A 26,580-nucleotide genomic window follows, 5' to 3' on the forward strand; every position below is an offset into this window, starting at 1 on the left:
AAGGTTGTACCGCCGGGGGCAGGATTGGCATACCTTTGCCCATGGCCGCGCCGCGGAATGCGCATCAGTCGAAGGAGTATCGTCTTGGCTGTCGTCATCACCTCCCTCATCCTGTTCCTCATCGGCCTCGCACTTGGCGGCGGCGGCGTCTGGCTCGCGATGCTGGGCGGCAGCTGGTACTATGTCGTCACCGGTCTCGCCTTCCTCATCGCCGCATGGCTGCTCTTCCGGCGCAAATCGACGGCGCTCTGGCTCTACGCGGCGATCGTGCTCGGCACGCTGGCCTGGGCGGTGTGGGAAATCGGCTTCGACTGGTGGGAACTCGGACCGCGCGGCGGCATCATCGTGCTTCTGGCGCTGTGGCTGCTGACGCCTTGGGCAAGGCGGGGCCTGATCGGCCCCGACGCGCGCGCGCCGCTCATTCTGGCCGTGCTCGCATCGCTCGCCGTCGCCGGTTATTCGATGACGGCCGATCCCAAGGACATCGCCGGCGACCTCAGCGCCGACAAGGTGACGCCGACTGCCGATCTCGGCGGCAATGTGCCTCCGGGCGAATGGCATTTCTACGGCCGTACGCAATTTGGCCAGCGCTATTCGCCGCTCGACCAGATCACGCCCGACAATGTCGCCAAATTGCAGCCGGCCTGGATCTACCAGACCGGCGACGTGAAAGGGCCGGACGATGTCGGCGAAACCACCTACCAGGTGACGCCGCTGAAGGTGGGCGATGCGCTCTATATCTGCACGCCGCACAATTTCGCCATCGCCATCGATGCCGCCACCGGCAAGGAGAAATGGCGTTTCGATCCCAAGATCAAGCTCGACAAGGACCGCCAGCACCAGACCTGCCGCGGCGTGTCCTATTATGCCGATGCCAAGATCGCCGCCGGCCAGCCTTGCGCGACGCGCGTCTATCTGCCGACCTCGGATGCGCGGCTGATCGCGCTCGACGCCGCCAACGGCCAGGTCTGCCCGTCCTTCGCCGAAGCCGGCACGCTCAATTTGTTGACCAACATGCCGTATCCGAAGTCGGGCTATTATTACTCGACCTCGGCGCCGCTGATTGCGGGCGGCAAGATCATCATCGGCGGCGCGGTCAACGACAATTATTCGACGCAAGAGCCGTCCGGCGTCATCCGGGCCTTCGACGTCGACACCGGCGCCCTGGTGTGGAACTGGGATTCCGGCAATCCGGACCAGACAACGCCGCTGGCGGCAGGCCAGACCTACACCCACAACTCGCCCAACATGTGGTCGACGGCAAGCGCCGACGAGAAGCTCGGCCTGCTCTATGTGCCGCTCGGCAACCAGACGCCGGACCAGCTCGGGATGGGCCGCAGCGCCAATGTCGAGAAGTTTTCCTCCTCGATCACCGCGCTCGATCTGGCCACCGGACAAGTGCGCTGGGTGCGGCAGACCGTGCATCACGACCTCTGGGACATGGATGTGCCGGCACAGCCGACCCTGGTCGACATCACCACCGCTGCCGGCGTCGTTCCGGGCCTGGTTGGACCGACCAAGCAGGGCGACCTCTACGTGCTCGACCGGCGCAGCGGCGAGCCGATCATCCCGATCAAGGAAGTGCCGGCGCCGGGCGGCGCTGTCGAGGGCGATCACACGTCGCCGACGCAGCCGGTCTCGGATCTCTCCTTCAATCCGAGGCCGCTGACCGGCGCCGACATGTGGGGCATCACCATGTTCGACCAGCTGGCCTGCCGGATCGAATTCCAGGGCCTGCGCTACGAGGGCCGCTACACCCCGCCATCGGTGCAGGGGTCGCTGGTCTATCCCGGTAATTTCGGCACATTCAACAGGGGCGGCGTCGCCGTCGATCCGGTGCGGCAGGTGATGTTCGGCATGCCGACCTATCTGGCGTTCAAATCGCAGCTCATTCCGCGCGACCAGGTGCCGCCGCCGGATGAGGGGCGCGGCAGCGAGCAGGGGCTGAACCGCAATGAGGGCGCACCCTATGCGGTGGTGATGGGGCCGTTCCTGTCGCCGCTCGGCGTGCCCTGCCAGGCGCCGCCATGGGGCTATGTGGCGGGAGCGGACCTCAGAACCGGCAAGATCGCCTACAAGCACCGCAACGGCACCGTCTATGACATGACGCCGTTGCCCTTGCCGCTGAAGGTCGGTGTTCCCGGCATTGGCGGGCCGATGATCACCGCCGGCGGTGTCGTCTTCCTGGGCGCGGCGGTCGACGACTATCTGCGCGCCTATGACCTGACATCGGGCAAGCAGCTCTGGCAGGCCAGGCTGCCGGCCGGTGGGCAGTCGACGCCGATGACCTACACCGTCGCCGACGGCCGCCAGTTCGTGGTCATCGTCGCCGGCGGCCACGGCTCGGTCGGCACCAAGCCCGGCGACTATGTGATGGCCTATACGCTGCCGAAGTAGCAGCGATGTGACTTAGGTAAGTGATCGGCCCGGCAGATATTCTGGCAATGTCGCGCCGCCCCTCATCTGCCTGCCGGCATCTATACGGGGAGAAGTGCCCGGCAGGGCGATGAGGGGCAGCAGCAGCCTTGGTCAGCTTGCGTAAGAGATGGCCTTTGAGACTGGGCACGGAGCCCAGTACTTCATTGGTTAGCTGCGGCCCTGTTTCGGCCTGCTGGATCAGCGTGGTGACGGCCGACGCCGGTCGACGCGGACCTTCACCATCCGAGCGGCGGCTGCGGCAGCAGCGGAGCGCATTGCCAGCAAGGCAGCAACAGCAAGCACGAGCGCGCTTGCAAGGATCGGAGTAGACAAGGTCATGGCGTTGTTCCTTCTCGTCGGGCTCGCCGCTACGGGCGAGACCATCATCAGCTTCCTTCCATATTGTGGCGGCACCATCGACATTCTCTGAAATGACCAAAATGTGATGGGCGCGTTCCGCGGGGCCGCCGCATCGTTCGATGGCGCAAGCGTCACCCATCCGAGACTGGACCGTGCGAGCTTGCACCCTATCTTGATCCGCGAGTCATCCCGGAGTGACCGTGAGATCATCTCCTAACGAGGAGCACGCCATGACGAAACCCACCGCCGAAGCCGTCAAACCTGCCAAACCTGCCATCACCCAGGCGATGATCGATGCCTATGACGAATACACGCATCTGACGCTCGACCGCCGCCGCTTCATGGAACAGCTGACCAGGCTTGCCGGATCGGGCGCGGCGGCGGCCGCGATCGCGCCGCTGCTTGCGGCGAATTCGGCGCAGGCGGCAATCGTCGCCGACAACGATCCGCGCGTGAAGGCTGAAGATATCACCTATTCCGGCAGCAGCGGTGAGATGAAGGGCTATCTGGTCAGGCCGGCGGACCAGTCCGGCAAGCTCGGCACCGTCATCGTGGTGCATGAGAACAGGGGGCTCAACCCGCATATCAAGGATGTGGCGCGGCGCGTTGCGCTGGAGGGGTTCGTGGCGCTGGCGCCGGATTTCCTGTCGCCGCTCGGCGGCACGCCCGCCGACGAGGACAAGGCGCGCGACATGTTCACCAAGCTCGACGCCAGCCAGGTCACCGCCGATGGCCTGGCGACCATCGCCTATCTCAAGGGCGAGAAGGACGGCAACGGCAAGGTCGGTGCTGTCGGCTTCTGCTGGGGCGGCGGCACGGTCAACAATCTGGCGGTCAACGCGCCCGATCTCGCCGCCGGCGTCGCCTATTACGGCATGCAGCCGAAGGCCGAGGATGTGGCGAAGATCAAGGCGGCGCTGTTGCTGCACTATGCCGGCCTAGACGAGCGCATCGACGCCGGCATCGATGCCTACAAGAAGGCGCTCGACGCCGCCCATGTCGAATACACGCTCTATGTCTATGACGGCGTCAACCATGCCTTCAACAACGACACCTCGGCCGCGCGCTATGACAAGAAGGCAGCCGATCTCGCCTGGGGACGGACGATCGCTTTCCTCAAGGAGAAGCTGGCGTAAGCTTCAGGCCGCCGACGACGCCCATACGCTTTCATAGGCCGGCGACAGCGTAAAACCGGCCGGCAGCACCGAGACCGGGGGCGGGCGCCGCACGCCCTCCTGCAGATAGCGCAACGCCGACACCAGTCCGTTCATCGTGTAGGGCTTGGCGATGACGCCGATCGCGCCGGCGAAATGGTCGGGGATGCGTTTTGGATTGGCGGTCATGAACACCACCATGGAACGGTTACCCTCGCGGATATGCTCGGCAACCTCGACCCCGGTTGGTCCGTCGGCGAGGTGGATGTCGACAAAGGCAATATCGGCATCGGCGGTATCAATCATACCTCTTGCTTCGGCCAACGATGTCGCCCAACCCACAACGCTGTGGCCGGCTTCCTCGACGAGGCTTTCCAGTTCCATCGCCAGCAACGCCTCATCCTCGACGATCAGGACCTTGAGCGGTTCGTTCATGACAGCTTCCCTTTCTGCTGCGGTTCGTTCGGCATCGAGATGACGACCTTTGTGCCCGGGCCGGCGTCGCGCCATTCGATGTCGGCATGCAACTGACGGGCAAGCGACTTGATCAGCCGCATGCCGAAAGAAGCATCGCCACTGGCCTCGGCCATGCCGACGCCGTCATCGGAGACCTCGATGTTGAAGTGGCCGTCGGGCTGGCTCATCTTGATGCCGATGCGCCCCGCGGTGGTGCCGTCCGGCTTTGCCTTGAAGGCGTGCTTCAGCGCGTTGGTGACAAGCTCATTGACCATCAAGGCAACAGGCGTGGCTTTTTCGGCCGGAATGACGATGGGTTCGAGGTCCAGCGTCGGCTTGATCTCGGCGCGTCCGGATGCGGTCAGCAGGTCGGTGACCAGATCCCTGGCGAAATCCGAGACATCGAAGCGGCTGACATCCTTTGACTGGTAGAGACGGCGATGCACCGTGCTCAGCGCCTCGATGCGCTCCAGCATGGTGGTCAGCGATCGCTTCGTCGCTTCATCCTTGATTGCCCGGCTTTGCATGATGATCAGCGAGGAGATCATCTGCAGGTTGTTTTTCACCCTATGGTCGACCTCGTGCAGCAGCGTGGTCTGCGCCTCAAGGACGGCCTCAAGCTCGCGTGTGCGTTCCTTGACAGCCTTTTCAAAACGGTTCTTGTCGGCGGTGATGCGATCCTCCGAGCGCTTGCGATCCGAGACGTCGAGCTGTGAGGCAAAGAAGAACAGGAGTTCGCCTTTGTCGTTGGAAACCGGGCTGATGTAGAGCGCATTCCAGAACGTCGAGCCGTCCTTGCGGTAGTTCAACAGATCGATGGCGATATCGGTTCCCGCTGCTATCGCGTCGCGCACGCTAGCCACAGCTGCCTTGTCTGTCTCTGGCCCCTGCAGGAAGCGGCAGTTCTTGCCCATGACCTCGTCGCGCTCGTAGCCGGTCAGGCGCAGGAACGCGTCATTGGCAAAGACGATCGGATTGTCCGCCTGACGGGGATCGGTGATGACCATCGACATGCGGGTGGCGCGGATGGCGGCCGCGAACGGATCGCCCTTGCCGTGCTCGGCATGCAGATTGTCCGTCATGTGCCATGCGTCGGCCGGTTCCCTGGTCCTTTTCCAGTCCATGCTTTCACTCCAAGCCGTTTTTCAGGGGTCACAACGGCTTAGACGTGGAATTGGTTCAATCTTGATCTTCTTGTCGCAGGCAGCCATTTGCGGAACCGAATCGCCGGTTCCACAACGGATTGAAATAAATGGGTTTGAAGGTTGTCGGATGTAGCCGATTCGCTGAAAGCGGGGCTGGCGCAGACCTTTGGAAATGATCAGGTCGCAATTGTCCGTGGCGGCGCTCGCCAGTGTCGGCTTCTCAGAGCAGGGGAAACGTCAGGCGTGGCCACGCTTCATGCGCGCCTGCTTCAGGATGGCGCGCCAGCGGATCATGTCGAAGGGGATTGGCTCGTTGTTGTTGGCGATGTGGAAGATCTCGTTGTTGACGTTCTTCAACGAGCGCCAGAAATCATAGTCGGTGATGCGCGGATCGGCAGCCAGCCTGTCCACCTCGACCTTGATGTCGGTTTTCATGCACGTTCCTCGAACCGCCTGTTGCCCGCCGCCCGCATCGCAACTCGCATGGCACCGTTCTCAAACGGTCCGCTGAGTCGTTCAATGGCTCAAATGGCTTGTTCACGTTAAAACCTTGGTAAGGTTAACGCGGGCGCGGCAGCGCTTCAAGCGGTCCTGCGGCGAATACCGATCGAACGGCCGGCGCGCTCGGGCATCGGCAGCGCAGAATGGGCGGCGCGCATGGCTTTCACCTTGGCCTGCACATCGGCGGGGAAGGGCGCGACTTTCGGCCCGGACATGTCGACATGCAGCGACAGGGTTTCGGAAGTGGCGGCGAGCCAGCCATCGACATGGCGGATTTCCTGATAGGCCCGCAGCCGCTTGTCGTCGTGATCGATCAGCTGGAAGGATACGACGACCTTGTGTTCGAGGTGCAGTTCCTGGACATAGCAAACATGGACTTCGGCCGTGTAGATGGTCAGGCGCCGCTCTTTGACATAGTCCAGCCCCATGCCCATCGCCTCGAACGCCTCATCCGAGCAGCGGTCGAACAACACGTTGTAATAGGCCATGTTGAGATGGCCGTTGTAGTCGATCCAGTCCTTCTCGATGTCCATCGGTTTGGAAACGAAGGGGGCGGGAACAGGCATGGAAAGTTCCTTGTTCTGGTGCTGGACAGAGCGCGGCAGTCGAGACTACGCATCCATAATCGCATAACAAGCGTGGACGCTGGTCCATTCGCGGAGGAATTCATGGCTCTGAGCGACCTCAATCCGGTCGAACGCAACGAGGAAGGCATCGCCGCCGTGCTCGGCATTCTCAAGCAGCAGCTCGGCGAACGCTTCCAGACAGGCGCGGCGATCCGCTCGCAGCATGCGCATACCACCACCTATATTCCGACGCAGGCGCCTGACGGTGTCGCGTTCCCGGAGACGACAGAAGAGGTGCAGGAGATCGTACGTGCCTGCGCCGCGCACCGCGTGCCGGTCATCGCCTTCGGCGTCGGTTCCTCGCTGGAGGGCCACACCAACGCGCCGGGTGGCGGCATCTCGGTCGACACCTCGCGCATGAACCGCATCCTGTCGGTCAACCCCGAGGATCTCGACTGCACGGTCGAGCCTGGCGTAACGCGCGAGGATTTGAATCGGCACCTGCGCGATACCGGCCTGTTCTTCCCCATCGATCCCGGCGCCAATGCTTCGCTCGGCGGCATGGCGGCAACGCGGGCCTCCGGCACCAATGCGGTGCGCTACGGCACGATGCGTGAAAACGTGCTGTCGCTGACGGCCGTCATGGCCGATGGCGAGACGGTGACGACCGGCAAGCGGGCGAAAAAGAGTTCGGCCGGCTACGATCTGACGCGGCTTCTGGTCGGCTCGGAAGGCACGCTCGGCATCATCACCTCGCTGACCTTGAAGCTGCAAGGCATTCCGCAGGCGATCTCGGGCGGCGTCTGCCCGTTTCCAAACCTCGAGGCGGCCTGCAACGCGGTCATCGCGACCATCCAGATGGGCATTCCGGTGGCGCGCATCGAACTGGTCAATGGACTGCAGATGCGGGCGATGAAGAATTACTCGAAGCTCGATTATCCCGAGAGCCCGTGCCTGTTCGTCGAGTTCCACGGCAGCGATGCCGGCGTCGCCGAACAGGCCGAGACCTTCGGTGCCATTGCTGAAGACAATGGCGGCGGGCCATTCCTGTGGACGAGCGTCGCCGAGGAGCGCACGAAACTCTGGAAGGCCAGGCACGATGCTTATTGGGCGTCGCTGACGCTGCGGCCGGGCACCAAGGGCCTGTCGACCGATGTCTGCGTGCCGATCTCGCGGCTGGCCGAATGCGTTGCCGAAACCGAGGCCGACATTGCCGAGATGGGCCTGGTTGCGCCGATCGTCGGCCATGCCGGCGACGGCAATTTCCATGTGCTGGTGCTGATGGATGTCAACGACCCCAAAGAGATCGCGCTGGCGGAGAAATTCGTCTCGCGGCTGAACATGCGGGCGATCGCCATGGACGGCACCTGCACCGGCGAACACGGCATCGGCCAGGGCAAGATCGGCTTCCTGCGCCATGAGCTCGGCCATGGTGTCAACATCATGCGCTCCATAAAAAAAGCGCTCGACCCGCAAGACATCATGAACCCAGGCAAGATATTACCTGCATAGCCGAAATGTGAGGAGCGGCAATGGATACCCTGATTATAAGGGCATCGCTTGGCAAGACACTGTTACTGCTGTCGGCCAGCCTCTTCTTTGTCCTGGCCTGCGCTTTCCTGATTTATGTCTCCGAGGACGGCGACACCGCCGGCCTTTGGTGGTGCGTGGCCTTTTTCGGGCTGGTCGCGTTGGTGTTTGCCTGGCAGCTTGTGCGGCCGCAGATTCTGGTGCTGAACGGACAAGGTTTCAGTCTCGGCGGAGGCCTTGTTCGATCGCCCAAGCTGGTCCCCTGGAAGAATATCGAAAGCTTCTTCGTCGTCCATCGCCGGCGCAGAATCGGCGATATGATCGGGTACAATTTCGCACCGGGGGTCAAGAAAAGCTCCGTCATGGGCAGCGTGACCAAAAGCCTGGGCGCCGAAGCCGCATTACCCCAGGGCTGGACATTGTCCCCCGAGGAGATGGTGGTGCTGCTGAACGAATATCGCCGACGGGCCATGGCAGGATAGTCTCTTACGCACAGGCCGGACCGCGGTCAAAGGCGTCCAAAAATCTCTGCTCTTCCAGATACATCAGAGATCAAGCAACTCTGGATGAATTGCCTCTTTATCGACACGCTGATGCGGGTAGAGTGCGGCTGACTTTCAATCAACCCGTTCGGAGCTGATGCTCGCACGCCTGTTCGTGATCTTCGGTGGCTTGTTTGTGCTGGTGCTGGTAGCGGCGCTGGTGGTGCCGTATTTTGTCGATTGGACCGGGTACCGCGCCCAATTCGAGCGCGAGGCGAGCGCCATTCTCGGCCGCAAGGTGACGGTGCAAGGCGACGCCACGGCGCGGCTGTTGCCGTTCCCCTCGGTGACCTTCTCAAACGTCACGGTCGCCGGCGGCCCCGGCGGCCAGCAGGCAATGACCGTCGAGACCTTTTCGATGGACGCGGAACTGGCGCCGTTCCTGCGCGGCGAAGTGCTGATTTTCGATATGCGGCTGGTGCATCCGAAGGCGACGATCGACATCGCCGATAACGGCACGGTCGACTGGGCGATACGGCCGTCCTCGCCCTTCGACCTCAACCAGATCTCGATCGAGAAGCTGACGGTGACGGAGGGAGAAATTGCGCTCCGCCATGCCGCAGGCGGGCGCAGCCATCTGATTTCCGAGATCAATTCGACCATCTCTGCCAAGTCGCTGGCCGGGCCGTGGCGCATGGACGGAACGTTGCTGCTCGATGGCCTGCGTTCGACGGTTGCGGCTTCGACCGGCAAGGCCGAAGGCAGCGGCCAGATGCGGCTGAGGCTCAAGGTCGATCCCGATGCCTATCCACTGGTCATCGAAACCGACGGCAATGCAGGCATCGTCAATGGGGCTGCCGTCTATTCCGGCCAGTTCAAGATTTCCGGCAACGACAAAAACAGCGCCGAACTGCGCGGCAGCGATGGCGAGAGCGTCAAAATCAGCGCCGGCAAACCCGATCCGGGCTTCCGGCTGAACGGCAAGTTCTCGCTCGACCACCAGAAGCTTGGCGTCGACGAATTCCGCTTCGAGACCGGGCCGCTCGACAATCCCTACACAGCCGACGGCAAGGCTTCGGTCGATCTCGGCCTTAGGCCGAACTTCGCCATCGAGGCCAATGGCGCGCAGGTGCAACTGGATGAAGCGGTGGGCGCTGAGAAGGGCGCCGGCCTGACGCTGGACCAGCGCATTGCCGGAATCGAGCAGGCGCTGCTCGAACTGCCGAAGCCGAGCATCCCCGGCACTGTCGAGGTCAAGCTGCCGGCGGTGGTGGCTGGCGACACCACGGTGCGCGACGTGCATCTCTCGGCCGAGCCGGTCGAGGGCGGCTGGTCGGTGAAATCGCTGGCCGCGACCTTGCCCGGGCGCACGACGCTGGAAGCCAGCGGCATGCTCAGCGTCGAAGATCATTTCGGTTTCAGCGGCTCCATGCTGCTGGCGGTGGCGCAGCCTTCCGGCTTTGCTGCCTGGTTGTCCAAAGATGTCGACGAGGCGATCCGCCGGCTGCCGGCCGCCGGCTTCAAGGCCAAGGTGGACCTGTCGGAGAAGCGCCAGGCGTTCAGCGATCTCGAACTGATCCTCGGCAAGTCGAAGTTCACCGGCCGCATCGATTCCAGCCAGCCCGACGACGCCAAGTCCTCGGTGCTGATGCGGCTCGAGGGCGGCGAACTCGATGTCGACGGGCTGACGGCCTTCGCCTCGATCTTCGTCAGCGACAAGGGCGCCAACCGCTTTTCCGACCGTGACCTCGATTTTCAGATCAAGGCAGGGCCGGTCAATGCTGGCGGGCTCACCGCCGACACGGTCGATACCGCGCTCCGGCTCCGCGACGGGCTGCTCGAAATCGACCGGCTGTCGATTGGCGGCCTTGCCGGCGCCTCGATCAGCGCCACCGGCCGGATCAAGGATTTTCCGGCAAGCCCGACCGGCAAGCTCGATGCCTCGGTGGTCGCCGTCGATCTGAAGCCGCTGATCGACATTGCCGCGCAACACTATCCCGACAATCTGATGCTGAAGGGACTGGCTGGCCGCACGGCCGCCTATCCTGAACTGTTCCAGGACGCGCGCGTCGATCTGGTGGCGAGCGCCGCCGACAATGGCGACGGCACGACCGGGCTGGCGGTGAGCGGACAAGGCAAGGCCGGCGGTTCGGCCTTTTCGGCGTCGCTGTCGGGCAAGGGTGCCGTCGGCCAGTTGCTCGACGCGCCGGTGACGCTGACCTTCAACGCCAAAAATCCCGACGCCACCGTGCTGCTGGCGCTCTACGGCCTGCCGGCGCTGCCGCTCGGCATGCTCGGCCAGGCAAGCACCGATATTTCGGCCAAAGGCACGTTTGGCGGCGGCCTGGCGACGAGCTTCAATTTCGCCGCCGACGACTTCAGGGCGACGTTCGACGGCACCGTTGCTCAGACACCGCAAGGCGCCACCGCCAAGGGCAAGATCGGCCTCGACGCCTCCGATATAGAGCCGTGGCTGATGACCACCGGCGCCGGCCTGCCGGGAATGGGCACGGGCACCTCGACCTCGCTCAGCGCGGATGCCGATTTCGGCAATGGCCTGCTGGTGTTGAGCGGTCTCAGCGGATCCATCAACGAGTCGGAGATTTCGGGCGACGTCAACATCGATGCGAAGCAGGGGCTGCCGCATTTTGCCGGTGCGCTGGCGCTCGACGAACTGGACCTCGACCCGATTGCGGTTGCGCTGTTCGGTGACCAGTCGTTCCTCAGCAGCAACGCGAACTGGCCGACGGCGCCATTCAGCCAGAAATCCAGCCTGCCGTTCAGCGCCGATCTCGATCTGACGACGGCGACTCTTGCCGCCGGACCGCTGGCGACAGCCTATGATGCGTCGCTGTCGTTGAAACTCGACCAGGAAGGCATCCGCGTTTCGGACCTGAAGGCAAAACTGCTCGGCGGCGCGCTCACCGGATTGTTCGAGTTGAAGAACACGGACGGCACGGGGCTGTTCTCCGGCCAGATGAGGCTTGCCGGCGCTGACCTGGCGACCGTGCTGCCGGCTGCCGGCTTGAGTGGCAGCGGCGATTTCTCGACAGGGCTGTCGACCAGCGGCAAATCGGTCGACGCGATGATTGCCGCACTCTCCGGCTCGGGCACGGCGGCGCTGAAAGGCCTCACCATTGCCGGCGTCAATCCCGATGCCTTCGGCGCGTTGATTGCCAAGGCCGATGCGATCGGCCGCGACATCGACGTGGCCAAGACCGCGGGCTTTGCACCTGAGATCGCTGGCGACGGCAGCTTTGCTGCCGGCGATGCCGACATCGCCTTCACGGTCGCCGGCGGCACGTTGCGGGCACCACCGATCAAATTCGAAAACCAGGCGGCGACGCTGTCTGCCGACATCACGGCCGACCTCAACACCGGCACCGTCGCCACCAAGGGCGCTGTCACCTACAAGCCTGGCGACGAGGCGCTGATCGGCTCCGATCCGACGGTCAATTTCAGCGTCGATGGGCCGTTCGGGGCGCTGAAGAAGCAGTTCGACAGCGAGCCGCTGGCGCAATTTTTGACCCAGCGCGCGCTGGAAAAGGAGCAGCAGCGGGTCGAGGCGATGCAGGCCGCACTGCTCGAGAAGCAGCGGCTGCGGCGCGAGGTGCGCTACTACGCCGCCCTGCAGACCGAGCGCGACAACGCCGCCGAGGAATTGCGCAAGCAGGAGGAAGCGGCACGGCTCAAAGCCGAGGCCGACGCCAAGGCGAAAGCACAGGCCGACGCAAAGGCACAGGCCGAAGCGGATGCCAAGGCCAAGGCGGATGCCAAAGCAAAGGCCGATGCGAAAGCGCAGGCAGAGGCTGACGCAAAGGCCAAGGCAGATGCGGACGCGAAAGCGCAGGCCGAAGAGCAGGCTGCCGAAGACGCCGCCAACGCCGAGGACGAACGGAAGGAGGCCGAACAGGCTCGGATCGCTTCGCAGGAAAAAGCCAGGCTGGAGGCCGAGCGCAAGGCTCAGGAGCAGGCGCCGAAGGTCGACCGCTCACTTCCCGGCGTCAGTGACGGTTCGGCCCCGGCGCCGCCGAAGCCCAGGACAAATCCGTTCTCGGTCGACAATTTGCTGAAGTCGCTGGGCAATTAAGAACCATTCAGACCGCGCCGCGCTTGGCCCAGTCCAGCACATGAAGCCTGAGCGCCGAGGACAGGTTCGCATCTCGCGGTCTTGTCTCGTCGATCTCCGCGACCAGGGCAGCAAGGGTCAGCTTGCGCGCGGCGGCGATGGCGAGGAGATCGTCGTAAAAGGGTTTTTCGAGGGAATAGCTGGTGCGATGGCCGCGGATGGTCACCGAGCGTTTTTCGACCGGGCTCACCGCAGGCGGTCCATCAATCGCCCTGGTCTTCCGGGCGTTCGCGGCGGTGGCCGGCGACGAATTTTTCGGGCTTGTCCAATGTCAGCCGGTCACGAGTTCTTTCGGCTTTGGAACGGCCGTGCAGAGCGCGGTTCTCGCCGGCGAGCTTTTCCTTTTCGGTGCGCGCCTTCTGCTTGCGGACCTGGCGAAGGTTGACGATCTCGCCCATGTCGCGCCGTCCGTCCCGCTACTTCTTGCGGAAGGCGTCGAGCGACACGACGTCGGCGCCCTTGCCGGCATCGGCCACGGCGGGCTTTTTCTCCGCCTCAGTGGTAGCTGCCTTCTTCTCGGCCTTCGGCTTTTTCTCGGAGACGATAGCCAAGGGCTCGGCAGCCGGCTGGGCGGCTGCATCGTCTTCCGCCGGGACGTCGGTCTTGACGTCGAATTCGAGTTCGAAATTGACCGATGGGTCGTAGAAGCCGCGTACGGCCGAGAACGGGATTTCCAGCTTCTCCGGCACGTCGGAGAAGGACAGCCCGACCTCGAAGCCGGTATCGGTCACCTTGAGGTCCCAATACTGGAACTGGATGACGATGGTCATCTGTTCGGGATAGCGCTCGCGCAGCCTGGAGGACACCCGCACGCCCGGCGCGCCGGTCAGGAATGTGATGAAGAAATGATGATTGCCGGGAAGGCCGGTGCGCGCGACTTCGGCCAGGACCTTGCGCATGACGCCGCGCAACGCCTCCTGGGCCAGAATGTCGTAGCGGATGTGGTCGTCGGCCATGTGCTGGTCGGGTTCCGTTGAATCGTCCGCATAGCTGTAATCAAGCTTGAGCGCGGCGTAAACCGGATATAGATCGCTGATGCGCCGAAGCGAAGCCCGTGACGAACGATTTGATCGCCGGCTTTGACGTTCAGGCGCTGGCCAGCTGTTTTTCCACCGCTGCCGCGGATCTGCGCTTGCCAAAAGCGCGCAGGAAGGTGCGCACGCCGTGGGTGGCGGATTGCAACACTTCGTCTTCCGACGGCATGCCGCCTAGCATGAAGGTGGTCTGCAGTTCGGCGTTGGCCAGCGCCAGGAACTGGCGCGCCGCGACATCCGGATCGTCGACTGCGAGATGGCCTGCATGGGCGAGGCGGGCAAAACGGGCGGCAAGTGCGGGCCAGGTCCGGCCCGGCCCCTGGTCGCGCCATTCTGCGAAGAGCTCGGGATAGCGCTCGCCTTCGGTCTGGATCAGCTTGCGCAGGAAGCGTCCGTCGCGGTTGCAGATGCAGTTCTGATTCATGCGCACGGCAAAGCCAATCAGGTCGGCTTCCAGATCCTTCGGCTGGTCTGGGAAAGAGGCGAAGGTGGCGAAGATGCCGGCATTGCAGCGCTCCGTCAGATCGCGCACCACAGCCATGAAGAGCTTTTCCTTGTCGCGGTGGTGATTATAGATGGTCTGGCGCGACACGCCGGCCTCCACCGCGATCAGGTCGATATTCGCGCCGGCAAAGCCTTCCCGGCAAAAGACCGAAGCAGCCGCATCGATAATCGACATACGCTTGGCCTCGTGGCCGCGTGGCGGGAAAATGTCAGGAGAAATGGCAAGCTTCATAGAAATCTATATAGAGGTGATTGACGAATTAGACAAGGCTGTCTAAATTTGTGGACACAATAAATGGGGAATTCGCTCCGTAGAGATGAATAATCTCGCTCTGAGCCGTCGGATTTCAACGGGATGGAACGTCCTAGGTTAGTCGTCGCGTTGGCGGCGCCAACCAGACTTGAAAGAAGCCTTTATCATGAGTCCCAAATTCCTCCGCATCGCGGTCGTGCTCGGCCTGTTGTCCGCTATCGGCCCCTTCGCCATCGACATGTATCTGCCGGCGTTGCCTTCGATCGGCGAAGATCTGCGTGCCGGCACCGCCGCCGTTCAGATGAGCCTTTTGATCTTCTTCCTGTCGATGGGCTTCGGCCAGATCGTCGTCGGACCGATCTCCGACATGGTCGGCCGCAAGCTGCCGCTTTACGGCGGCCTTGCGCTGTTCATGGTCGGCGGTATCGGTTCGGCCATGAGCCCGACCATCGAATGGCTGATCGCCTTCCGCTTTCTGCAGGGACTGGGCGCCAGCGCCGGCATGGCGGTGCCGCGCGCCATCGTGCGCGACCTGCACACCGGCACCGAAGCCGCCAAGCTGATGTCGCTGCTGATGCTGGTGTTTTCGGTGTCGCCGATCCTGGCGCCGCTGACCGGCAGCCAGATCATCGAGAATTTCGGCTGGCGCGCCGTATTCTGGACGGTGACGGGCGCGGCCCTGCTGGCCACCATTCTGCTGGCGACCTCGCTGAAGGAGACGCGGCCGGCGGAAGAACGCGTCGGTTCCTCCTTCGGAACCGCACTCGCCGGCTATCGCTTCCTCATGGGTGACCGCAATTTCCTCGGCCTGGTGGCGATCGCCGGCTTCGGCATCGCCAGCTTCTTCGTCTACCTCTCGAGTTCGTCCTTCATTCTGATCGACCATTACGGGCTGTCGCCTTCCGTCTACAGCGTGTTCTTCTCGATCAATGCGGTCGCCTTCATCGGCATGTCGCAGCTGACGGGACTGCTGTCGGAGCGCTTCGGGCTGAAGCGCGTCGTCTGGGTGGCGGTGACCGGCTATGCCACGACGATGGTGGTGCTGTTCGCAGTCATGGCGACCGGCGTCGACCGGCTCGATGTGATGGCGGCACTGCTGTTCGTCGGCTACGGCTTCCTCGGCCTGGTCATCCCGACGACGTCGGTGCTGGCCATGGAAGAGCATGGCGAGATCGCCGGCACGGCCTCGGCGCTGATGGGCACGCTGCACTTCGCCATCGGTGCGCTGGCGATGGGCGTCGCCGGCATCTTCTTCGACGGCACCCCGCTGCCCATGGTGGCCGGCATCACGCTCTGCGCCGTAATCTCGTTCACGCTGGCCAAACTGACGCTCGGCCGCTCGCGCGAAGCCGTTGAAGCGCCGGCCGAGTAAGCTGACCGCAATCGACCGGAAAGGCCGGGTCATCCCGGCCTTTTTCACGTCTGGGGTAATCCGGCCCCGGCCAGAACCACGGCCTTCGACCGACGCCAGCGGGCAATTAAACCAGTTGATAGCCGAAAGCGGCAGCCGGCGTTGCGAGAACGATGTCGAGGGGGAGAAGTGGAGGTTTCTGTTGCCAGGTACCTCCGAACCCCGCCTAGAAGTGCGAACCTCTAGGGCTTGATTTGAAGCTATCGCACCGCTTACGCGGCGAGACGTGCTTCCGCATAGTTGTCATTTGCAACTACAGGTTTAGCCCGATGACGGTGGTACCATGCCGGGCAAAAGTACGATCTTTACACCTTCGTCGATCCTATTTCGCCCCCAGCAACAGCCGCTCTGATCACAGAGCGGTTCTTGGTGGAGGCGCCGGGTACCGCCCCCGGGTCCGAACGGCTTATTACATCGCCCATTTATCGCCATAGTCGGTCAAGCCGACAAAACGAATATAGGGGGCGGGCGCACAAAATGAAAGGCCGCAATGACACTTCTTGGCCGCACCAAACTGCGGCGCCGAGGGTTGACTCGCGCGCGGTCTCAACCGAAGCTTTGCGATGGTGAGGAGTATCGACCGAGCGCACAAGTTGCGGCAGCGCGCCACAGCCCTCATCGATCGGATCCCGTGGCGCCGACATGGGGAAATTTGATGGCCGATTATCTCGCAGACGTGAAGAAATACGACGCCGCCGCAAATGCCGATGTGGTTGCCAAGATTGTGAAACATCTGGGCATCGCGCTGCGCAACCGCGATTCCTCGCTGGTATCCTGCACCGACCCCAAGGAATTGGAGCGCGTCAAGACCAACTGGGTTGCCAAGAAACTCGGCGTGACCGACGGGGCGAAAGCCGACTCAGCGATCGAGAAGACCTGCAAGGCGTTGGCCGCCGACAGCTTCAAGAGCCGCGTGACTTTCTACTATCTGGTCGCCAAGAATCTGGGCAAGCTCGGCTCTTTGTAGAGATTATTGCCGATAGGCAGAGCGCGCGTTTGATTTTGCTCCTCACCGGAGGTCAGCACCGCCCCACATTGCCTGCCGGGCATTTCTCCCCGTATAGTGACGGGGAGAAAGGGCTGACCGCAGCCTTGGCTCTCTCTCTCTCTCTCTCTCTCTCTCTCTCGAACGCTTGTGATTGGCGAAACCGCTGATCACAGCGCCCCTCTCCCCGTCCCTATACGGGGAGAGGATGCCGGCAGGCAGGTGAGGGGCAGCGCTAACCCTTGAAGAGTGATGGGGCAAGCCGCGTTCTGGTCCTTTTGCTGTGTTCGGCCGGCGGCCAGTCGGCTATGATGCCGACAATCCCGAATCGAGGCGAAGCCGATGCGCCAGTATCTCGACCTTTTGCAGCATGTGCTGGACAATGGCGCCGATCGTGGCGACCGCACGGGCACCGGCACGCGTGGGGTGTTCGGCTACCAGATGCGCTTCGACCTGTCGCGCGGCTTTCCCATCACCACGACCAAGAAGCTGCATCTGAAGTCGATCATCCATGAACTCCTGTGGTTCCTGGCCGGCGACACCAACATCAAATACCTTAGAGATCATGGCGTTTCGATCTGGGACGAGTGGGCCGACGAGAATGGCGACCTCGGCCCTGTCTATGGCAAGCAGTGGCGCTCCTGGCCGGATGGCCATGGCGGGTCGATCGACCAGATTGCCAATGTTCTGAAGGAGATACGCAGGAATCCGAATTCACGCCGGCTGATCGTTTCGGCGTGGAACCCGGCCGAAGTGGAGGCGATGGCGCTGCCACCGTGCCACTGCCTGTTCCAGTTCTACGTCTCGGAGGGCAAGCTGTCCTGCCAGCTCTACCAGCGCTCGGCCGACATTTTTCTCGGCGTACCCTTCAACATCGCTTCCTACGCGCTGCTGACCTTGATGGTGGCGCAGGTGACCGGGCTGAAGCCCGGCGAGTTCGTCCATACGCTGGGCGATGCGCATCTCTATTCCAACCATTTCGAGCAGGCGCGCGAGCAATTGCGGCGCACACCCAAGGCGCTGCCGACGCTGTGGATCAATCCGGAGGTGAAGGACCTGTTCGCCTTCCGCTTCGAGGATTTCCGGCTGGAAAACTATTTTGCCGACGCGTCGATCAAGGCGCCGATCGCGGTCTGATCCGTCCACCGTCAATCAATTCCGACCCTCAATCGATGTCGACCATGACGTCGGTTGCCTTGATCACGGCATAGGCTGCTTGCCTTTTTCGAGCTTGAGATCGGCAACGGCCTCGTTGGTGATCGAAGCGTGACGACGGAGCCGGCGACATCACCGCGGACAGGCGAGGTGCTTTGACGATCTCGACGATCGTTCCCTTGAGGATGTTGCGGGCGCTGATCTTCATCGAAGTTCCTTTCCGGGTTTCGGTGCACGTCCAAACCAGAACAATCGATGCCGAACATACGCTTTCGCAGGAGGCGGCCTTCCCTTGTTATATTCATCCAGATATATCGGTCGGCAGGAGTCGAGCCAGCAGATTTCAAGCCCAGGGAGAGTTTTCATGTTGGGGCACAAAGGTTTTGGTTTGAGGGCGATCGCGATTGGCGGCTTTGCCGTAGCTCTGATGGCCGTGATGCCGGCGGCTCACGCGGGAGACAAGGTGATCGTGTTTGCCGCAGCCAGCCTCAAGGACGGGCTCGACGCCGTCACCAAGGCCTGCGAAGCCGATGTCGGTGAAGCGGCGACCGTCTCCTACGCCGCGAGCTCGGCGCTGGCCAAGCAGATCGAAAGCGGGGCGCCCGCCGATGTGTTCATCTCGGCCGACCTCGACTGGATGAAATATCTCTCCGACAAGAAACTGACCAAGCCGGACACCGAGGTGAAACTGCTCGGCAACCAGATCGTGCTGGTGGCGCCGAAGGATTCCAAGGTCGAAACCAGGATCGAGAAAGGCTTCGACCTCGCCAAGCTGATCAGCGACGGCAAGCTCGCCATGGGCGACGTCAAGGCGGTGCCGGCCGGCAAGTATGGCAAGGCGGCACTTGAATCGCTCGGCGTCTGGTCGTCGGTCGAAGGCAAGGTGGCGCAGGCCGAGAATGTGCGCGCCGCGCTGAAGCTGGTTTCAACGGGCGAGGCCGCGCTCGGCATCGTCTATGCCACCGACGCGCATGCCGACAAGGGAGTCAAGGTGGTCGGCACCTTCCCGGAGGATTCGCACCCGCCGATCATCTATCCGGTTGCCCAGACCACCGATTCGAAGGACAAGGATACCCCGGCTTTCCTGAAGTGCCTGCAGTCCGCCAAGGCGGTGGAGCTGTTTAGGGATCAGGGTTTCACCGTGCTCACGCCGAGCAATTAAGGTAGCGGCTGACGCATGAACTGGCTGCTGGACCTCACTCCCGACGAATGGAATGCGGTCCGGCTGTCGATCAAGGTGGCGACGGTGGCGATGCTGTTCAGCCTGCCGCCGGGCATCTTGATGGCGCTTTTGCTGGCCCGCGGAAAATTCTGGGGCAAGACGCTGCTCAACGGTGTGGTTCACCTGCCGTTGATCCTGCCGCCGGTGGTGACAGGTTATCTCTTGCTGCTTACCTTCGGCCGGCGCGGGCCGGCGGGAGCGTTCCTGGCCGAGCATTTCGGCATCGTCTTCTCGTTTCGCTGGACCGGCGCCGCACTGGCCTGCGGTATCATGGGCTTTCCCCTGATGGTGCGGGCGATCCGGCTGTCGATCGAGGCGGTCGACCGCAAAATGGAGGCAGCGGCGGGAACGCTCGGCGCCAACCCGGTTTGGGTCTTCGCCACCATCACGCTGCCGCTGATCCTGCCCGGGCTGATCGCCGGCTCGATCCTGTCCTTCGCCAAGGCGATGGGCGAGTTCGGCGCCACCATCACCTTCGTCTCCAACATTCCCAACGAGACGCAGACGCTGCCTTCGGCGATCTACACCTTCACGCAGGTGCCTGGCGGCGATGACGGGGCGCTCAGGCTGACGCTGATCTCCATCGTCATCTCGATGGCCGCATTGGTAGCCTCGGAAGTGCTGGCGCGGCGCGTCGGCCGGCGGATGGACATCGAATGAGTGTGCTGGTGGACATCAGCCATCGGCTCGGCGATTTCGCCATCGACGCGCATTTCGAAAGCGCCGGGCGGCTGACGGCGCTGTTCGGGCCCTCGGGCTCCGGCAAGACGACGCTGATCAACGTGATCGCCGGCCTGATCCGGCCGACCAAGGGCCGTATCGCGGTCGACGGCCGTGTGCTGGTCGACACCGATGCCGGCATTTTCGTGCCGAAGCACAAGCGCCGGATCGGCATGGTGTTCCAGGACGCGCGGCTGTTTCCGCATATGAGCGTGGCCGGCAATCTGCGCTACGGCCGCTGGTTCACGCCGCCGGCGGAGCGCTATGCGGATATCGACGCGGTCGTCGAACTGCTCGGCATCGGTCCACTGCTCGACCGGCGACCGGCAAAGCTGTCGGGCGGCGAGAAGCAGCGCGTGGCGATCGGCCGGGCGCTGCTTGCCAGCCCGAAACTGCTGTTGATGGACGAGCCGCTGGCCTCGCTCGACGATGCGCGCAAAGCCGAGATCCTGCCCTATATCGAGCGGCTGCGCGACGAGACCAAGCTGCCCATCGTCTATGTCAGCCATTCCGTCGCCGAGGTGGCGCGGCTGGCCAGCGACGTGGTGGTGATGGCGCAAGGCAAGGTCGCTGCCTCAGGCCCGACCGGCGCGATCATGCAACGGCTCGAATTGCTGCCGGCCGAGGAACGCGGCGAGGGCGGCGCGGTTCTCGACACCAAGGTGCTGCGCCATGATGAGATCTTCGGGATGACCGTGCTCGGCTCGGCGGCGGGCGAAATCCGGGTGCCGCTTCTGGCGGTCTCGGTCGGCGCGCCTGTGCGCATCCGCATCCGCGCCCGCGACGTGATGATCGCCACCGAACTGCCGAAAGGTCTCAGTGCGCTCAACATCCTGCCGGGCACCATCGTCGCAATCGGTCCGGGCGAGGGTCCGACGGTCGAAATCGGCGTCGACTGCAATGGCGCAACCGTGCTTGCCCGCATTACCGAACAATCCAGGCAGGTGCTGAAACTTCATCTCGGCGGCAAGGTGTTCGCGGTGATCAAGACGGTCAGTTTCGACCGTGCCAACACCGGCGCCGGGCTGCCGGCCGAAGCGGATGGCTGATAGCCGCTATATCGTTTTGGAATAGCGCTATGGGTCGAGAGGGGCTAGTGTGACTGTGGAGGACAAGAGATGCCGTCGCTGAGCCTGCGGATAAATCTCGATCCGGACGGGCGCATAGGTCCGGGCAAGATCGAATTGCTGGAGCAGATCGCCACTTTCGGCTCGATCTCGGCTGCGGCACGCGGCATGGAGATGTCCTACAAGCACGCCTGGGATCTGGTGGAAGATATGAACCGTGTGTTCGGCAAGCCACTGGTCGCGGCGCAGACCGGCGGCAAAAAGGGCGGCGGCGCACAGCTGACCTCAGTTGGCCTTGCAGTTGTCAGCCGTTTTCGCGCTATCGAGCGCGCTGCGGCGGCAGCGGCGGCCACGCATATGGACGCCTTGCAGGCGGAGATTGATGCTGGGTGAGGGTTGAAGCTTGCGATCCGTCACACCCCCCTCTGTCCTGCCGGACATCTCCCCCGCAAGGGGGGAGATCAGCTAGCCCGTAGACGGGCGCTAATCTGTTAGGCGATTGGCGAAATCCTCCGTGACGGCCAATCTCCCCACTAGAGGGGGAGATGTCCGGCAGGACAGAGGGGGGCGCGAAGGAACTCGACCTTTGAGCGCGCTATTCCTCGGGCTCTCCTGCTTTACGCAGCAGATACGTGTCCATGATCCAGCCCTTTCTTTTCCGGGCTTCTTCTCTCGTCCTCTCAATCTCCTCGCCGACATCACCCAGGCGACCGGAAACGATGATCTCGTCCGGTGTGCCGAGATAGGCGCCCCAATGGATGATCAGATCCTTGTCTGCCAGCGTGTTGAAGGCGCATTTGCCGTCGAGCATGACCACGGCGCTGCCGGCATTGTGCGGCATGCCTTGTTCGGCGAGGCGGCGGCCGGTGGTGATCAGCACGGGGTCGCCGATGCGGTTCAGCGCCATCTTGTGGCCGGCGGCTAGCGCCTGGACGGCGGTGATGCCGGGAATGACCTCCAGTTCGAATGCGACATTGCCCCTCAGTCGTACGCGCGCGAGGATGCGCAGCGCGCTGTCATAGAGCGAGGGGTCGCCCCAGATCAGGAAGGCGCCGCAGCCGTCCTCGGCAAGGTCGTCGCGGACCAGGCTCTCATAAATCTGGGCGATGGCCTCGTGCCAGTCATCGACGGTCGAGCGATAGGAAGGCGCCGGCTCGGCGCGCACCGGCACGTCGAACTCGACGCGGCGCGATTTCGGATTGCTGACGAAACGGTCGCAGATATGGCGGCGCAATTCGGCAAGGTCGTTCTTCTTCGCCCCCTTGTCGGGGATAAACAGGACGTCCGCCCGGTTTAGGCCTGATATGGCCTGCACGGTCATATGGTCGGGATTGCCGGCGCCGATGCCGATGACGAGAAGCTTGCGCATGACGCGAACTCCTGCCCGATCGAAACCTGTTAGTCCAGACCGCCGATTGGCGTGTCCCGACACTGTGGCGTCCTGCTGGGAGACGGAAGGCTTTGAAACGCCACACTGAAACGGCTAGGGTCGCGGCATTCTTGGCGAGGGGCTTCGATGTTGCAATATGTTCTGTCCGTAGCGCTGGCGCTTTTAGCCGTGCCCGCGCTGGCCAATGATACGACCGCCGAACTCGGCACAGGTGGCCTGATCCTGTCGCGTAGCGACGCGGTGTCGATGCAAAGCGAGGACCTCTATATCTCGCCGGAAAAGATCACGGTTGACTACGTCTTCCACAACAACACCGACAAGGATGTAAATGCCATCGTCGCTTTTCCGCTGCCGGACATCGAAGGCAATCCGGAGGAAATGCCGGCCATCCCGGAAAACCAGAGCAACAATTTCCTTGGCTTCGAGGTGACGATCGATGGCGCGCCGGCAAAGCCGCAGCTCGAGCAGATAGTGTTCGCTGTCGGCATCGATATCGGCGCCGATCTGAAGGCGCAGAACGTGCCGTTCAATCCGTTCGGCGATGCGGCCAAGGCGGCCCTGGCGAAGCTGCCGAAAACGGTCGCCGAGGATTGGGAAAACCGCGGCATCATCATCGAGGATACGGGCAGCGACGGTACCGAGGCGAACAAGGTCTATACGCCGTGGTGGCAGTTGCGCTCAACCTATTGGTGGCGCGCGATATTTCCGGCCAACAAGGATGTCCACGTCTCGCACCGCTACAAACCGAGCGTCGGCGGCACGTCATCGGTGAGTTTCTTCTATGACGGCAAGTTCACCGAGGGCAGCCAGTACACGACCTACAAGACCCGCTACTGCATGGACGACAGCTTCGAGAATGCGGTGCGGCAGGCCGCCAAGGCCGACGGTTATCCGCATTTTTACGAGAACCGCATTGCCTATATCCTGACCACCGGCGGCAACTGGGCCAATGGCAGCATCGGCAAGTTCAAGCTGACCGTCGACAAGGGCAACCCGAAAGCGCTGATCTCGTTTTGCGGCGGCAATGTCAAGAAGGTTGGGCCGACGACCTTCGAGACGAAGGCGCAGGATTTCTATCCCGAGCACAACATCGACATATTGCTTTTGGAGCCGTCGGATGACGGCGCCGGGGAAGCCAACTGATGGACGTCGCAATCTATGTCGCCATTGCTCAGAACGGCGTCATCGGGCGCGACGGCGGCTTGCCGTGGCGGCTGTCCACCGATCTCAAGCGCTTCAAGGCCGATACGATGGGCAAGCCCGTCATCATGGGCCGCAAGACTTATGAAGGCATCGGCCGGCCGCTGCCGGGCCGATTGAACATCGTGGTGACCCGCGACAAGGCCTGGCGCGCCGAGGGCATAGAGGTGGCGCACTCGCTGGAGGCAGCGATCCAGCTGGCCACGGTGCGCGGGCGTTGCATGGCCGGCGTCGACGAAATCTGCATCATCGGCGGCGGCGAGATCTATGCGCAGGCGCTGCCGCTGGCAGACCGGCTGCACGTCACCCATGTGCTGGCGGCGGTCGATGGCGACGCGCATTTTCCCGACATCGATCCGGATTTGTGGCGCCTTGTCAGCGCTCAGGACGTTCCGGCCGGTGAAAAGGACAGCCATGCGACGCGCTATTCGGTTTACGAGCGACGCCGCGGCGTGCATTGAGACGATAAAAGGGTCGCGAACGTCCAAAACGGACATGCTCGGCAGCGGATCGCGTTGAAAGCGCATCGCTGCGTCCCTATAGAAGAACAACTGGATTTGCGCCGCAACGTCGGCGCTGAGGGAATCCCAAGCGAAAGGACATTCATGCCCTGGAACGACAAGAGCGGCGGCGGCGGCCCATGGGGCGGCGGCGGCAACAATCAGGGACCCTGGGGGCAGGGACCGAAGGGGCCCAGCGGCCCGCCGGGGTCACCTCCCGATCTCGAAGACATCATCCGCCGCGGCCAGGACCGGCTGCGGCGCGCGCTGCCCGGTGGCGGCGGCGCCAGCCCGGCCGTGTTTGCGCTGATCGCAGCGGCTCTGATCGTGCTGTGGGCGTTCAAGGCGGTCTACACCGTGCAGCCGGACGAGGTTGCGGTCGAGCTGCGCTTCGGCAAGCCGAAGGCGGAGCTGTCGCAGCCAGGTCTGCATTTCCATTGGTGGCCCGTCGAAACCGTCGAGACGGCCAACATCGCCGAACAACTCGTCGATATCGGTGGTGGCGGCGCGACGAGCGGCAACTCGTCGGGGCTGATGCTTACCGGCGACCAGAACATCGTCAACGTCCAGTTTTCGGTGGCCTACCAGGTCTCCGATCCCCGGGCCTATCTGTTCGACGTCTCCGACCCAGAAGGCATGCTGCAGCAGGTCGCAGAGAGCGCCATGCGCGAAGCGGTCGGCCGGCGACCGGCCCAGGACATCTTCCGGGACGATCGCCAGGGCATCGCCGCCTCGGTGCGTGAAATCATTCAGACGACGCTGGACGGCTACAAGGCCGGCCTGAACGTCAACGCGGTTTCGATCGAGGACGCGGCCCCGCCGCGTGAAGTTGCCGATGCCTTCGACGAAGTGCAGCGCGCCGAGCAGGACGAAGACAAGTTCGTCGAGCAGGCCAACCAGTATTCCAACCAGAAGCTCGGCCAGGCGCGTGGCGCCGCGGCGCAGATCCGCGAGGACGCGGCAGCCTACAAGAACCGTGTCGTCCAGGAAGCCGAAGGTGAGGCGCAGCGCTTCATCTCGGTCTATGACGAATACGCCAAGGCGCCCGACGTGACGCGCCGGCGGCTTTATCTGGAAACGATGGAGAAGGTGCTGAAGGATTCCAACAAGGTCATCGTCGAACAGGGCGATGGGCAAGGGGTCGTTCCCTATCTGCCGCTGCCGGCACTGCAGCCGAAGGCGCCGCCGCCTGCGACCACGGGAGGAGCCCAGTGATGGCCAATCGTCTTCCCATTATCGCGGTCATCGCGGCCGTGCTTCTGTTCCTGCTCTACTCCTCGGTCTTCGTGGTCAACGCGCGCCAGCAGGCGCTCGTGCTGCGGTTCGGCGAGATCGTCGACGTGAAGAATGAACCCGGCATCTATTTCAAGGCGCCTTTCGCCTTCTTCGACGCCGACAGCGTGCAATTGATCGAAAACAGGGTGCTGCGCTTCGATCTCGACAACATCCGCGTCCAGGTTTCGGGCGGCAAGTTCTACGAGGTCGACGCTTTCATCGCGTACCGCATCTCGGATCCGCGCGTGTTCCGCTCAGCCGTGTCCGGTCAGATCACACTGGCCGAAGCACGACTGAGGACGCGTCTCGATGCGGCGCTGCGCCGTGTCTACGGTCTGCGCGACTTCGAGGCGGCGCTTTCGGAAGAGCGGGCCGTGATGATGCGCGAAGTGCGCGATCAGCTTCGGCCCGACGCCACCTCGCTCGGCCTGCAGATCGAGGATGTGCGCATCCGCCGAACCGATCTGACGGCCGAGGTTTCGCAGCAGACCTTCGACCGCATGAAGGCCGAACGTTTGGCCGAGGCCGAACGGCTGAGGGCACGCGGCAAAGAGGCCGCGCAGCGCATCACCGCCCGCGCCGACCGCGAAGTGGTGGAAATCGTCGCCGAAGCGCGCAAGGAATCGGAAATCCTGCGTGGTGAAGGTGAAGCCCAGCGCAGCGCGACCTTTGCCGACGCCTACAAACGCGATCCGGCGTTCTTCGACTTCTACCGGTCGATGAATGCCTATGGCACGGCGCTGGACAACTCCGGGACGACGATGGTGCTGTCGCCGAACTCGGAGTTCTTCCGCTTCTTCCGCAATCCGGACGGTACGGACGCGAAGCCGGCGACACCTGCGGCTCCGGCGACGGCACCTGCCGCGCCGGCGACGGCACCTGCCGCGCCGGCTGCACAACCTGCACCCGCCCAGTAGGGCGGTGCAGGATTTCCTTGCGGCCATAGGCCTGGTCCTCGTCGTAGAGGGTCTGGTCTATGGCGGCTTTCCCGGCCTTGCCAAACGTCTTGCCGGCGAAGTGCTGTCGACGCCGGAAATTGCGCTGCGCATCGTCGGGCTGGTGGCGATCGCCATCGGCGTCGGCATCGTCTGGTTGGTGCGTGGCTGAGGACCGCTGATCTGCA

Annotated in this window: 26 protein-coding genes, 1 other RNA gene and 1 pseudogene; 17 read left to right on the forward strand and 11 right to left on the reverse strand. The window is 63.1% G+C overall.

The genetic code is table 11. The features are described 5' to 3' along the window. The first annotated feature begins 57 nt into the window (after positions 1-57). A complete protein-coding gene (locus tag ACYG9R_RS22060) occupies positions 58-2,397 on the forward strand; it encodes a glucose/quinate/shikimate family membrane-bound PQQ-dependent dehydrogenase (RefSeq protein WP_196813565.1) in 2,340 nt (779 codons plus the stop codon). Between the two features lie 611 nt (positions 2,398-3,008). Then, positions 3,009-3,914, forward strand: coding sequence for a dienelactone hydrolase family protein (locus ACYG9R_RS22065; protein WP_023823153.1), 906 nt, complete (start codon positions 3,009-3,011; stop codon positions 3,912-3,914). A gap of 3 nt (positions 3,915-3,917) precedes the next feature. On the opposite strand, the gene ACYG9R_RS22070 is transcribed toward ACYG9R_RS22065, so the two are convergent. From ACYG9R_RS22070 to ACYG9R_RS22085, 4 genes are all read right to left on the reverse strand, one after another. Next, the gene (locus tag ACYG9R_RS22070; protein WP_023668313.1) at positions 3,918-4,367 is read right to left on the reverse strand and encodes a response regulator; all 450 of its coding nucleotides are present in this window, start codon (positions 4,365-4,367) and stop codon (positions 3,918-3,920) included. Beyond that, positions 4,364-5,512: a histidine kinase dimerization/phosphoacceptor domain -containing protein gene (locus ACYG9R_RS22075; RefSeq protein ID WP_023823152.1), complete on the reverse strand. Its 1,149-nt coding sequence runs from the start codon at positions 5,510-5,512 to the stop codon at positions 4,364-4,366. Before ACYG9R_RS22075 ends, ACYG9R_RS22070 begins: the two co-directional genes overlap by 4 nt. A gap of 258 nt (positions 5,513-5,770) precedes the next feature. Continuing rightward, a complete protein-coding gene (locus tag ACYG9R_RS22080) occupies positions 5,771-5,968 on the reverse strand; it encodes a hypothetical protein (protein WP_013531006.1) in 198 nt (65 codons plus the stop codon). Positions 5,969-6,114: 146 nt separating this feature from the next. Further along, entirely contained in the window at positions 6,115-6,600 is a 486-nt protein-coding gene (locus ACYG9R_RS22085; RefSeq protein ID WP_023823151.1) for a thioesterase family protein, read from the reverse strand. 102 nt (positions 6,601-6,702) lie between these two features. Here ACYG9R_RS22085 and ACYG9R_RS22090 point away from each other — a divergent pair, with 102 nt between their 5' ends. The 3 genes from ACYG9R_RS22090 to ACYG9R_RS22100 all read left to right on the forward strand — a co-directional run bounded on the left by ACYG9R_RS22090 (position 6,703) and on the right by ACYG9R_RS22100 (position 12,702). Then, a complete protein-coding gene (locus tag ACYG9R_RS22090; RefSeq protein WP_023823150.1) occupies positions 6,703-8,112 on the forward strand; it encodes an FAD-binding oxidoreductase in 1,410 nt (469 codons plus the stop codon). Positions 8,113-8,132: 20 nt separating this feature from the next. Then, positions 8,133-8,612 carry a hypothetical protein gene (locus tag ACYG9R_RS22095; RefSeq protein WP_023815557.1) on the forward strand — a complete coding sequence of 160 codons (480 nt, stop codon included), beginning with the start codon at positions 8,133-8,135 and terminating at the stop codon, positions 8,610-8,612. A gap of 157 nt (positions 8,613-8,769) precedes the next feature. Next, entirely contained in the window at positions 8,770-12,702 is a 3,933-nt protein-coding gene (locus tag ACYG9R_RS22100; RefSeq protein ID WP_023823149.1) for an AsmA family protein, read from the forward strand. A 7-nt stretch (positions 12,703-12,709) separates the two neighbouring features. Here ACYG9R_RS22100 and ACYG9R_RS22105 read toward each other — a convergent pair whose 3' ends face one another. The 4 genes from ACYG9R_RS22105 to ACYG9R_RS22120 form a co-directional block, all read right to left on the reverse strand. Next, positions 12,710-12,931, reverse strand: a complete 222-nt coding sequence (locus tag ACYG9R_RS22105) for a ribbon-helix-helix domain-containing protein (RefSeq protein WP_023699587.1) — start codon at positions 12,929-12,931, stop codon at positions 12,710-12,712. Positions 12,932-12,944: 13 nt separating this feature from the next. Further along, the gene (locus tag ACYG9R_RS22110) at positions 12,945-13,139 is read right to left on the reverse strand and encodes a DUF4169 family protein (protein WP_023823148.1); all 195 of its coding nucleotides are present in this window, start codon (positions 13,137-13,139) and stop codon (positions 12,945-12,947) included. Positions 13,140-13,157: 18 nt separating this feature from the next. Then, the gene (locus tag ACYG9R_RS22115) at positions 13,158-13,697 is read right to left on the reverse strand and encodes an SspB family protein (protein ID WP_023741675.1); all 540 of its coding nucleotides are present in this window, start codon (positions 13,695-13,697) and stop codon (positions 13,158-13,160) included. A 130-nt stretch (positions 13,698-13,827) separates the two neighbouring features. Next, complete coding sequence (locus tag ACYG9R_RS22120; protein WP_023823147.1) at positions 13,828-14,511, reverse strand: TetR/AcrR family transcriptional regulator; 684 nt, start codon at positions 14,509-14,511, stop codon at positions 13,828-13,830. A 187-nt stretch (positions 14,512-14,698) separates the two neighbouring features. Here ACYG9R_RS22120 and ACYG9R_RS22125 point away from each other — a divergent pair, with 187 nt between their 5' ends. Next, a complete protein-coding gene (locus ACYG9R_RS22125; RefSeq protein WP_023823146.1) occupies positions 14,699-15,904 on the forward strand; it encodes a multidrug effflux MFS transporter in 1,206 nt (401 codons plus the stop codon). Positions 15,905-16,071: 167 nt separating this feature from the next. Here the strand turns inward: ACYG9R_RS22125 and ssrA are convergent. Beyond that, positions 16,072-16,430, reverse strand: a transfer-messenger RNA (tmRNA) gene (gene ssrA / locus ACYG9R_RS22130). Between the two features lie 168 nt (positions 16,431-16,598). Here ssrA and ACYG9R_RS22135 point away from each other — a divergent pair. Together ACYG9R_RS22135 and ACYG9R_RS22140 are read left to right on the forward strand one after the other, a co-directional pair. Next, positions 16,599-16,910: a DUF2853 family protein gene (locus tag ACYG9R_RS22135; RefSeq protein WP_023667416.1), complete on the forward strand. Its 312-nt coding sequence runs from the start codon at positions 16,599-16,601 to the stop codon at positions 16,908-16,910. 360 nt (positions 16,911-17,270) lie between these two features. Continuing rightward, positions 17,271-18,065: a thymidylate synthase gene (locus tag ACYG9R_RS22140; protein WP_023823145.1), complete on the forward strand. Its 795-nt coding sequence runs from the start codon at positions 17,271-17,273 to the stop codon at positions 18,063-18,065. A 28-nt stretch (positions 18,066-18,093) separates the two neighbouring features. Here the strand turns inward: ACYG9R_RS22140 and ACYG9R_RS22145 are convergent. After that, a pseudogene (locus ACYG9R_RS22145) lies at positions 18,094-18,291 on the reverse strand (TOBE domain-containing protein). 159 nt (positions 18,292-18,450) lie between these two features. Here ACYG9R_RS22145 and modA point away from each other — a divergent pair. The 4 genes from modA (at position 18,451) to ACYG9R_RS22165 (ending at position 21,485) form a co-directional block, all read left to right on the forward strand. Then, positions 18,451-19,245, forward strand: coding sequence for a molybdate ABC transporter substrate-binding protein (gene modA / locus ACYG9R_RS22150; protein ID WP_155923189.1), 795 nt, complete (start codon positions 18,451-18,453; stop codon positions 19,243-19,245). A gap of 15 nt (positions 19,246-19,260) precedes the next feature. Further along, a complete protein-coding gene (gene modB / locus ACYG9R_RS22155; protein ID WP_023668326.1) occupies positions 19,261-19,965 on the forward strand; it encodes a molybdate ABC transporter permease subunit in 705 nt (234 codons plus the stop codon). Further along, positions 19,962-21,074, forward strand: a complete 1,113-nt coding sequence (gene modC / locus ACYG9R_RS22160) for a molybdenum ABC transporter ATP-binding protein (RefSeq protein ID WP_023823144.1) — start codon at positions 19,962-19,964, stop codon at positions 21,072-21,074. The genes modB and modC overlap by 4 nt, the downstream gene beginning before the upstream one ends. A 69-nt stretch (positions 21,075-21,143) precedes the next feature. Continuing rightward, positions 21,144-21,485, forward strand: a complete 342-nt coding sequence (locus tag ACYG9R_RS22165; protein WP_023667411.1) for a winged helix-turn-helix domain-containing protein — start codon at positions 21,144-21,146, stop codon at positions 21,483-21,485. A 202-nt stretch (positions 21,486-21,687) separates the two neighbouring features. Here the strand turns inward: ACYG9R_RS22165 and cobF are convergent, their stop codons facing one another. After that, positions 21,688-22,461, reverse strand: coding sequence for a precorrin-6A synthase (deacetylating) (gene cobF / locus ACYG9R_RS22170; RefSeq protein ID WP_023682093.1), 774 nt, complete (start codon positions 22,459-22,461; stop codon positions 21,688-21,690). A gap of 147 nt (positions 22,462-22,608) precedes the next feature. Here cobF and ACYG9R_RS22175 point away from each other — a divergent pair, with 147 nt between their 5' ends. From ACYG9R_RS22175 to ACYG9R_RS22195, 5 genes are all read left to right on the forward strand, one after another. Next, positions 22,609-23,625 carry a DUF4424 domain-containing protein gene (locus ACYG9R_RS22175; RefSeq protein WP_023823143.1) on the forward strand — a complete coding sequence of 339 codons (1,017 nt, stop codon included), beginning with the start codon at positions 22,609-22,611 and terminating at the stop codon, positions 23,623-23,625. Further along, a complete protein-coding gene (locus ACYG9R_RS22180; RefSeq protein ID WP_023667408.1) occupies positions 23,625-24,143 on the forward strand; it encodes a dihydrofolate reductase in 519 nt (172 codons plus the stop codon). The genes ACYG9R_RS22175 and ACYG9R_RS22180 overlap by 1 nt, the downstream gene beginning before the upstream one ends. A gap of 144 nt (positions 24,144-24,287) precedes the next feature. Further along, the gene (gene hflK, locus ACYG9R_RS22185) at positions 24,288-25,397 is read left to right on the forward strand and encodes an FtsH protease activity modulator HflK (protein WP_023823142.1); all 1,110 of its coding nucleotides are present in this window, start codon (positions 24,288-24,290) and stop codon (positions 25,395-25,397) included. Then, positions 25,397-26,374: a protease modulator HflC gene (gene hflC, locus ACYG9R_RS22190; RefSeq protein ID WP_023668332.1), complete on the forward strand. Its 978-nt coding sequence runs from the start codon at positions 25,397-25,399 to the stop codon at positions 26,372-26,374. Before hflK ends, hflC begins: the two co-directional genes overlap by 1 nt. A 4-nt stretch (positions 26,375-26,378) precedes the next feature. After that, positions 26,379-26,564 carry a DUF2065 domain-containing protein gene (locus tag ACYG9R_RS22195; protein WP_023668333.1) on the forward strand — a complete coding sequence of 62 codons (186 nt, stop codon included), beginning with the start codon at positions 26,379-26,381 and terminating at the stop codon, positions 26,562-26,564. Positions 26,565-26,580: the final 16 nt, after the last annotated feature.

The organism is Mesorhizobium sp. RSR565B (assembly GCF_054719465.1).

What these genes read in the sequence shown, in the direction of transcription:
- ACYG9R_RS22060 (WP_196813565.1), top strand. Translation starts at nt 58, where the DNA reads ATGCGCATCAGTCGAAGGAGTATCGTCTTGGCTGTCGTCATCACCTCC.
- ACYG9R_RS22065 (WP_023823153.1), top strand. Translation starts at nt 3,009, where the DNA reads ATGACGAAACCCACCGCCGAAGCCGTCAAACCTGCCAAACCTGCCATC.
- ACYG9R_RS22070 (WP_023668313.1), bottom strand. Translation starts at nt 4,367, where the DNA reads ATGAACGAACCGCTCAAGGTCCTGATCGTCGAGGATGAGGCGTTGCTG.
- ACYG9R_RS22075 (WP_023823152.1), bottom strand. Translation starts at nt 5,512, where the DNA reads ATGGACTGGAAAAGGACCAGGGAACCGGCCGACGCATGGCACATGACG.
- ACYG9R_RS22080 (WP_013531006.1), bottom strand. Translation starts at nt 5,968, where the DNA reads ATGAAAACCGACATCAAGGTCGAGGTGGACAGGCTGGCTGCCGATCCG.
- ACYG9R_RS22085 (WP_023823151.1), bottom strand. Translation starts at nt 6,600, where the DNA reads ATGCCTGTTCCCGCCCCCTTCGTTTCCAAACCGATGGACATCGAGAAG.
- ACYG9R_RS22090 (WP_023823150.1), top strand. Translation starts at nt 6,703, where the DNA reads ATGGCTCTGAGCGACCTCAATCCGGTCGAACGCAACGAGGAAGGCATC.
- ACYG9R_RS22095 (WP_023815557.1), top strand. Translation starts at nt 8,133, where the DNA reads ATGGATACCCTGATTATAAGGGCATCGCTTGGCAAGACACTGTTACTG.
- ACYG9R_RS22100 (WP_023823149.1), top strand. Translation starts at nt 8,770, where the DNA reads ATGCTCGCACGCCTGTTCGTGATCTTCGGTGGCTTGTTTGTGCTGGTG.
- ACYG9R_RS22110 (WP_023823148.1), bottom strand. Translation starts at nt 13,139, where the DNA reads ATGGGCGAGATCGTCAACCTTCGCCAGGTCCGCAAGCAGAAGGCGCGC.
- ACYG9R_RS22115 (WP_023741675.1), bottom strand. Translation starts at nt 13,697, where the DNA reads ATGGCCGACGACCACATCCGCTACGACATTCTGGCCCAGGAGGCGTTG.
- ACYG9R_RS22120 (WP_023823147.1), bottom strand. Translation starts at nt 14,511, where the DNA reads ATGAAGCTTGCCATTTCTCCTGACATTTTCCCGCCACGCGGCCACGAG.
- ACYG9R_RS22125 (WP_023823146.1), top strand. Translation starts at nt 14,699, where the DNA reads ATGAGTCCCAAATTCCTCCGCATCGCGGTCGTGCTCGGCCTGTTGTCC.
- ACYG9R_RS22135 (WP_023667416.1), top strand. Translation starts at nt 16,599, where the DNA reads ATGGCCGATTATCTCGCAGACGTGAAGAAATACGACGCCGCCGCAAAT.
- ACYG9R_RS22140 (WP_023823145.1), top strand. Translation starts at nt 17,271, where the DNA reads ATGCGCCAGTATCTCGACCTTTTGCAGCATGTGCTGGACAATGGCGCC.
- modB (WP_023668326.1), top strand. Translation starts at nt 19,261, where the DNA reads ATGAACTGGCTGCTGGACCTCACTCCCGACGAATGGAATGCGGTCCGG.
- modC (WP_023823144.1), top strand. Translation starts at nt 19,962, where the DNA reads ATGAGTGTGCTGGTGGACATCAGCCATCGGCTCGGCGATTTCGCCATC.
- ACYG9R_RS22165 (WP_023667411.1), top strand. Translation starts at nt 21,144, where the DNA reads ATGCCGTCGCTGAGCCTGCGGATAAATCTCGATCCGGACGGGCGCATA.
- cobF (WP_023682093.1), bottom strand. Translation starts at nt 22,461, where the DNA reads ATGCGCAAGCTTCTCGTCATCGGCATCGGCGCCGGCAATCCCGACCAT.
- ACYG9R_RS22175 (WP_023823143.1), top strand. Translation starts at nt 22,609, where the DNA reads ATGTTGCAATATGTTCTGTCCGTAGCGCTGGCGCTTTTAGCCGTGCCC.
- ACYG9R_RS22180 (WP_023667408.1), top strand. Translation starts at nt 23,625, where the DNA reads ATGGACGTCGCAATCTATGTCGCCATTGCTCAGAACGGCGTCATCGGG.
- hflK (WP_023823142.1), top strand. Translation starts at nt 24,288, where the DNA reads ATGCCCTGGAACGACAAGAGCGGCGGCGGCGGCCCATGGGGCGGCGGC.
- hflC (WP_023668332.1), top strand. Translation starts at nt 25,397, where the DNA reads ATGGCCAATCGTCTTCCCATTATCGCGGTCATCGCGGCCGTGCTTCTG.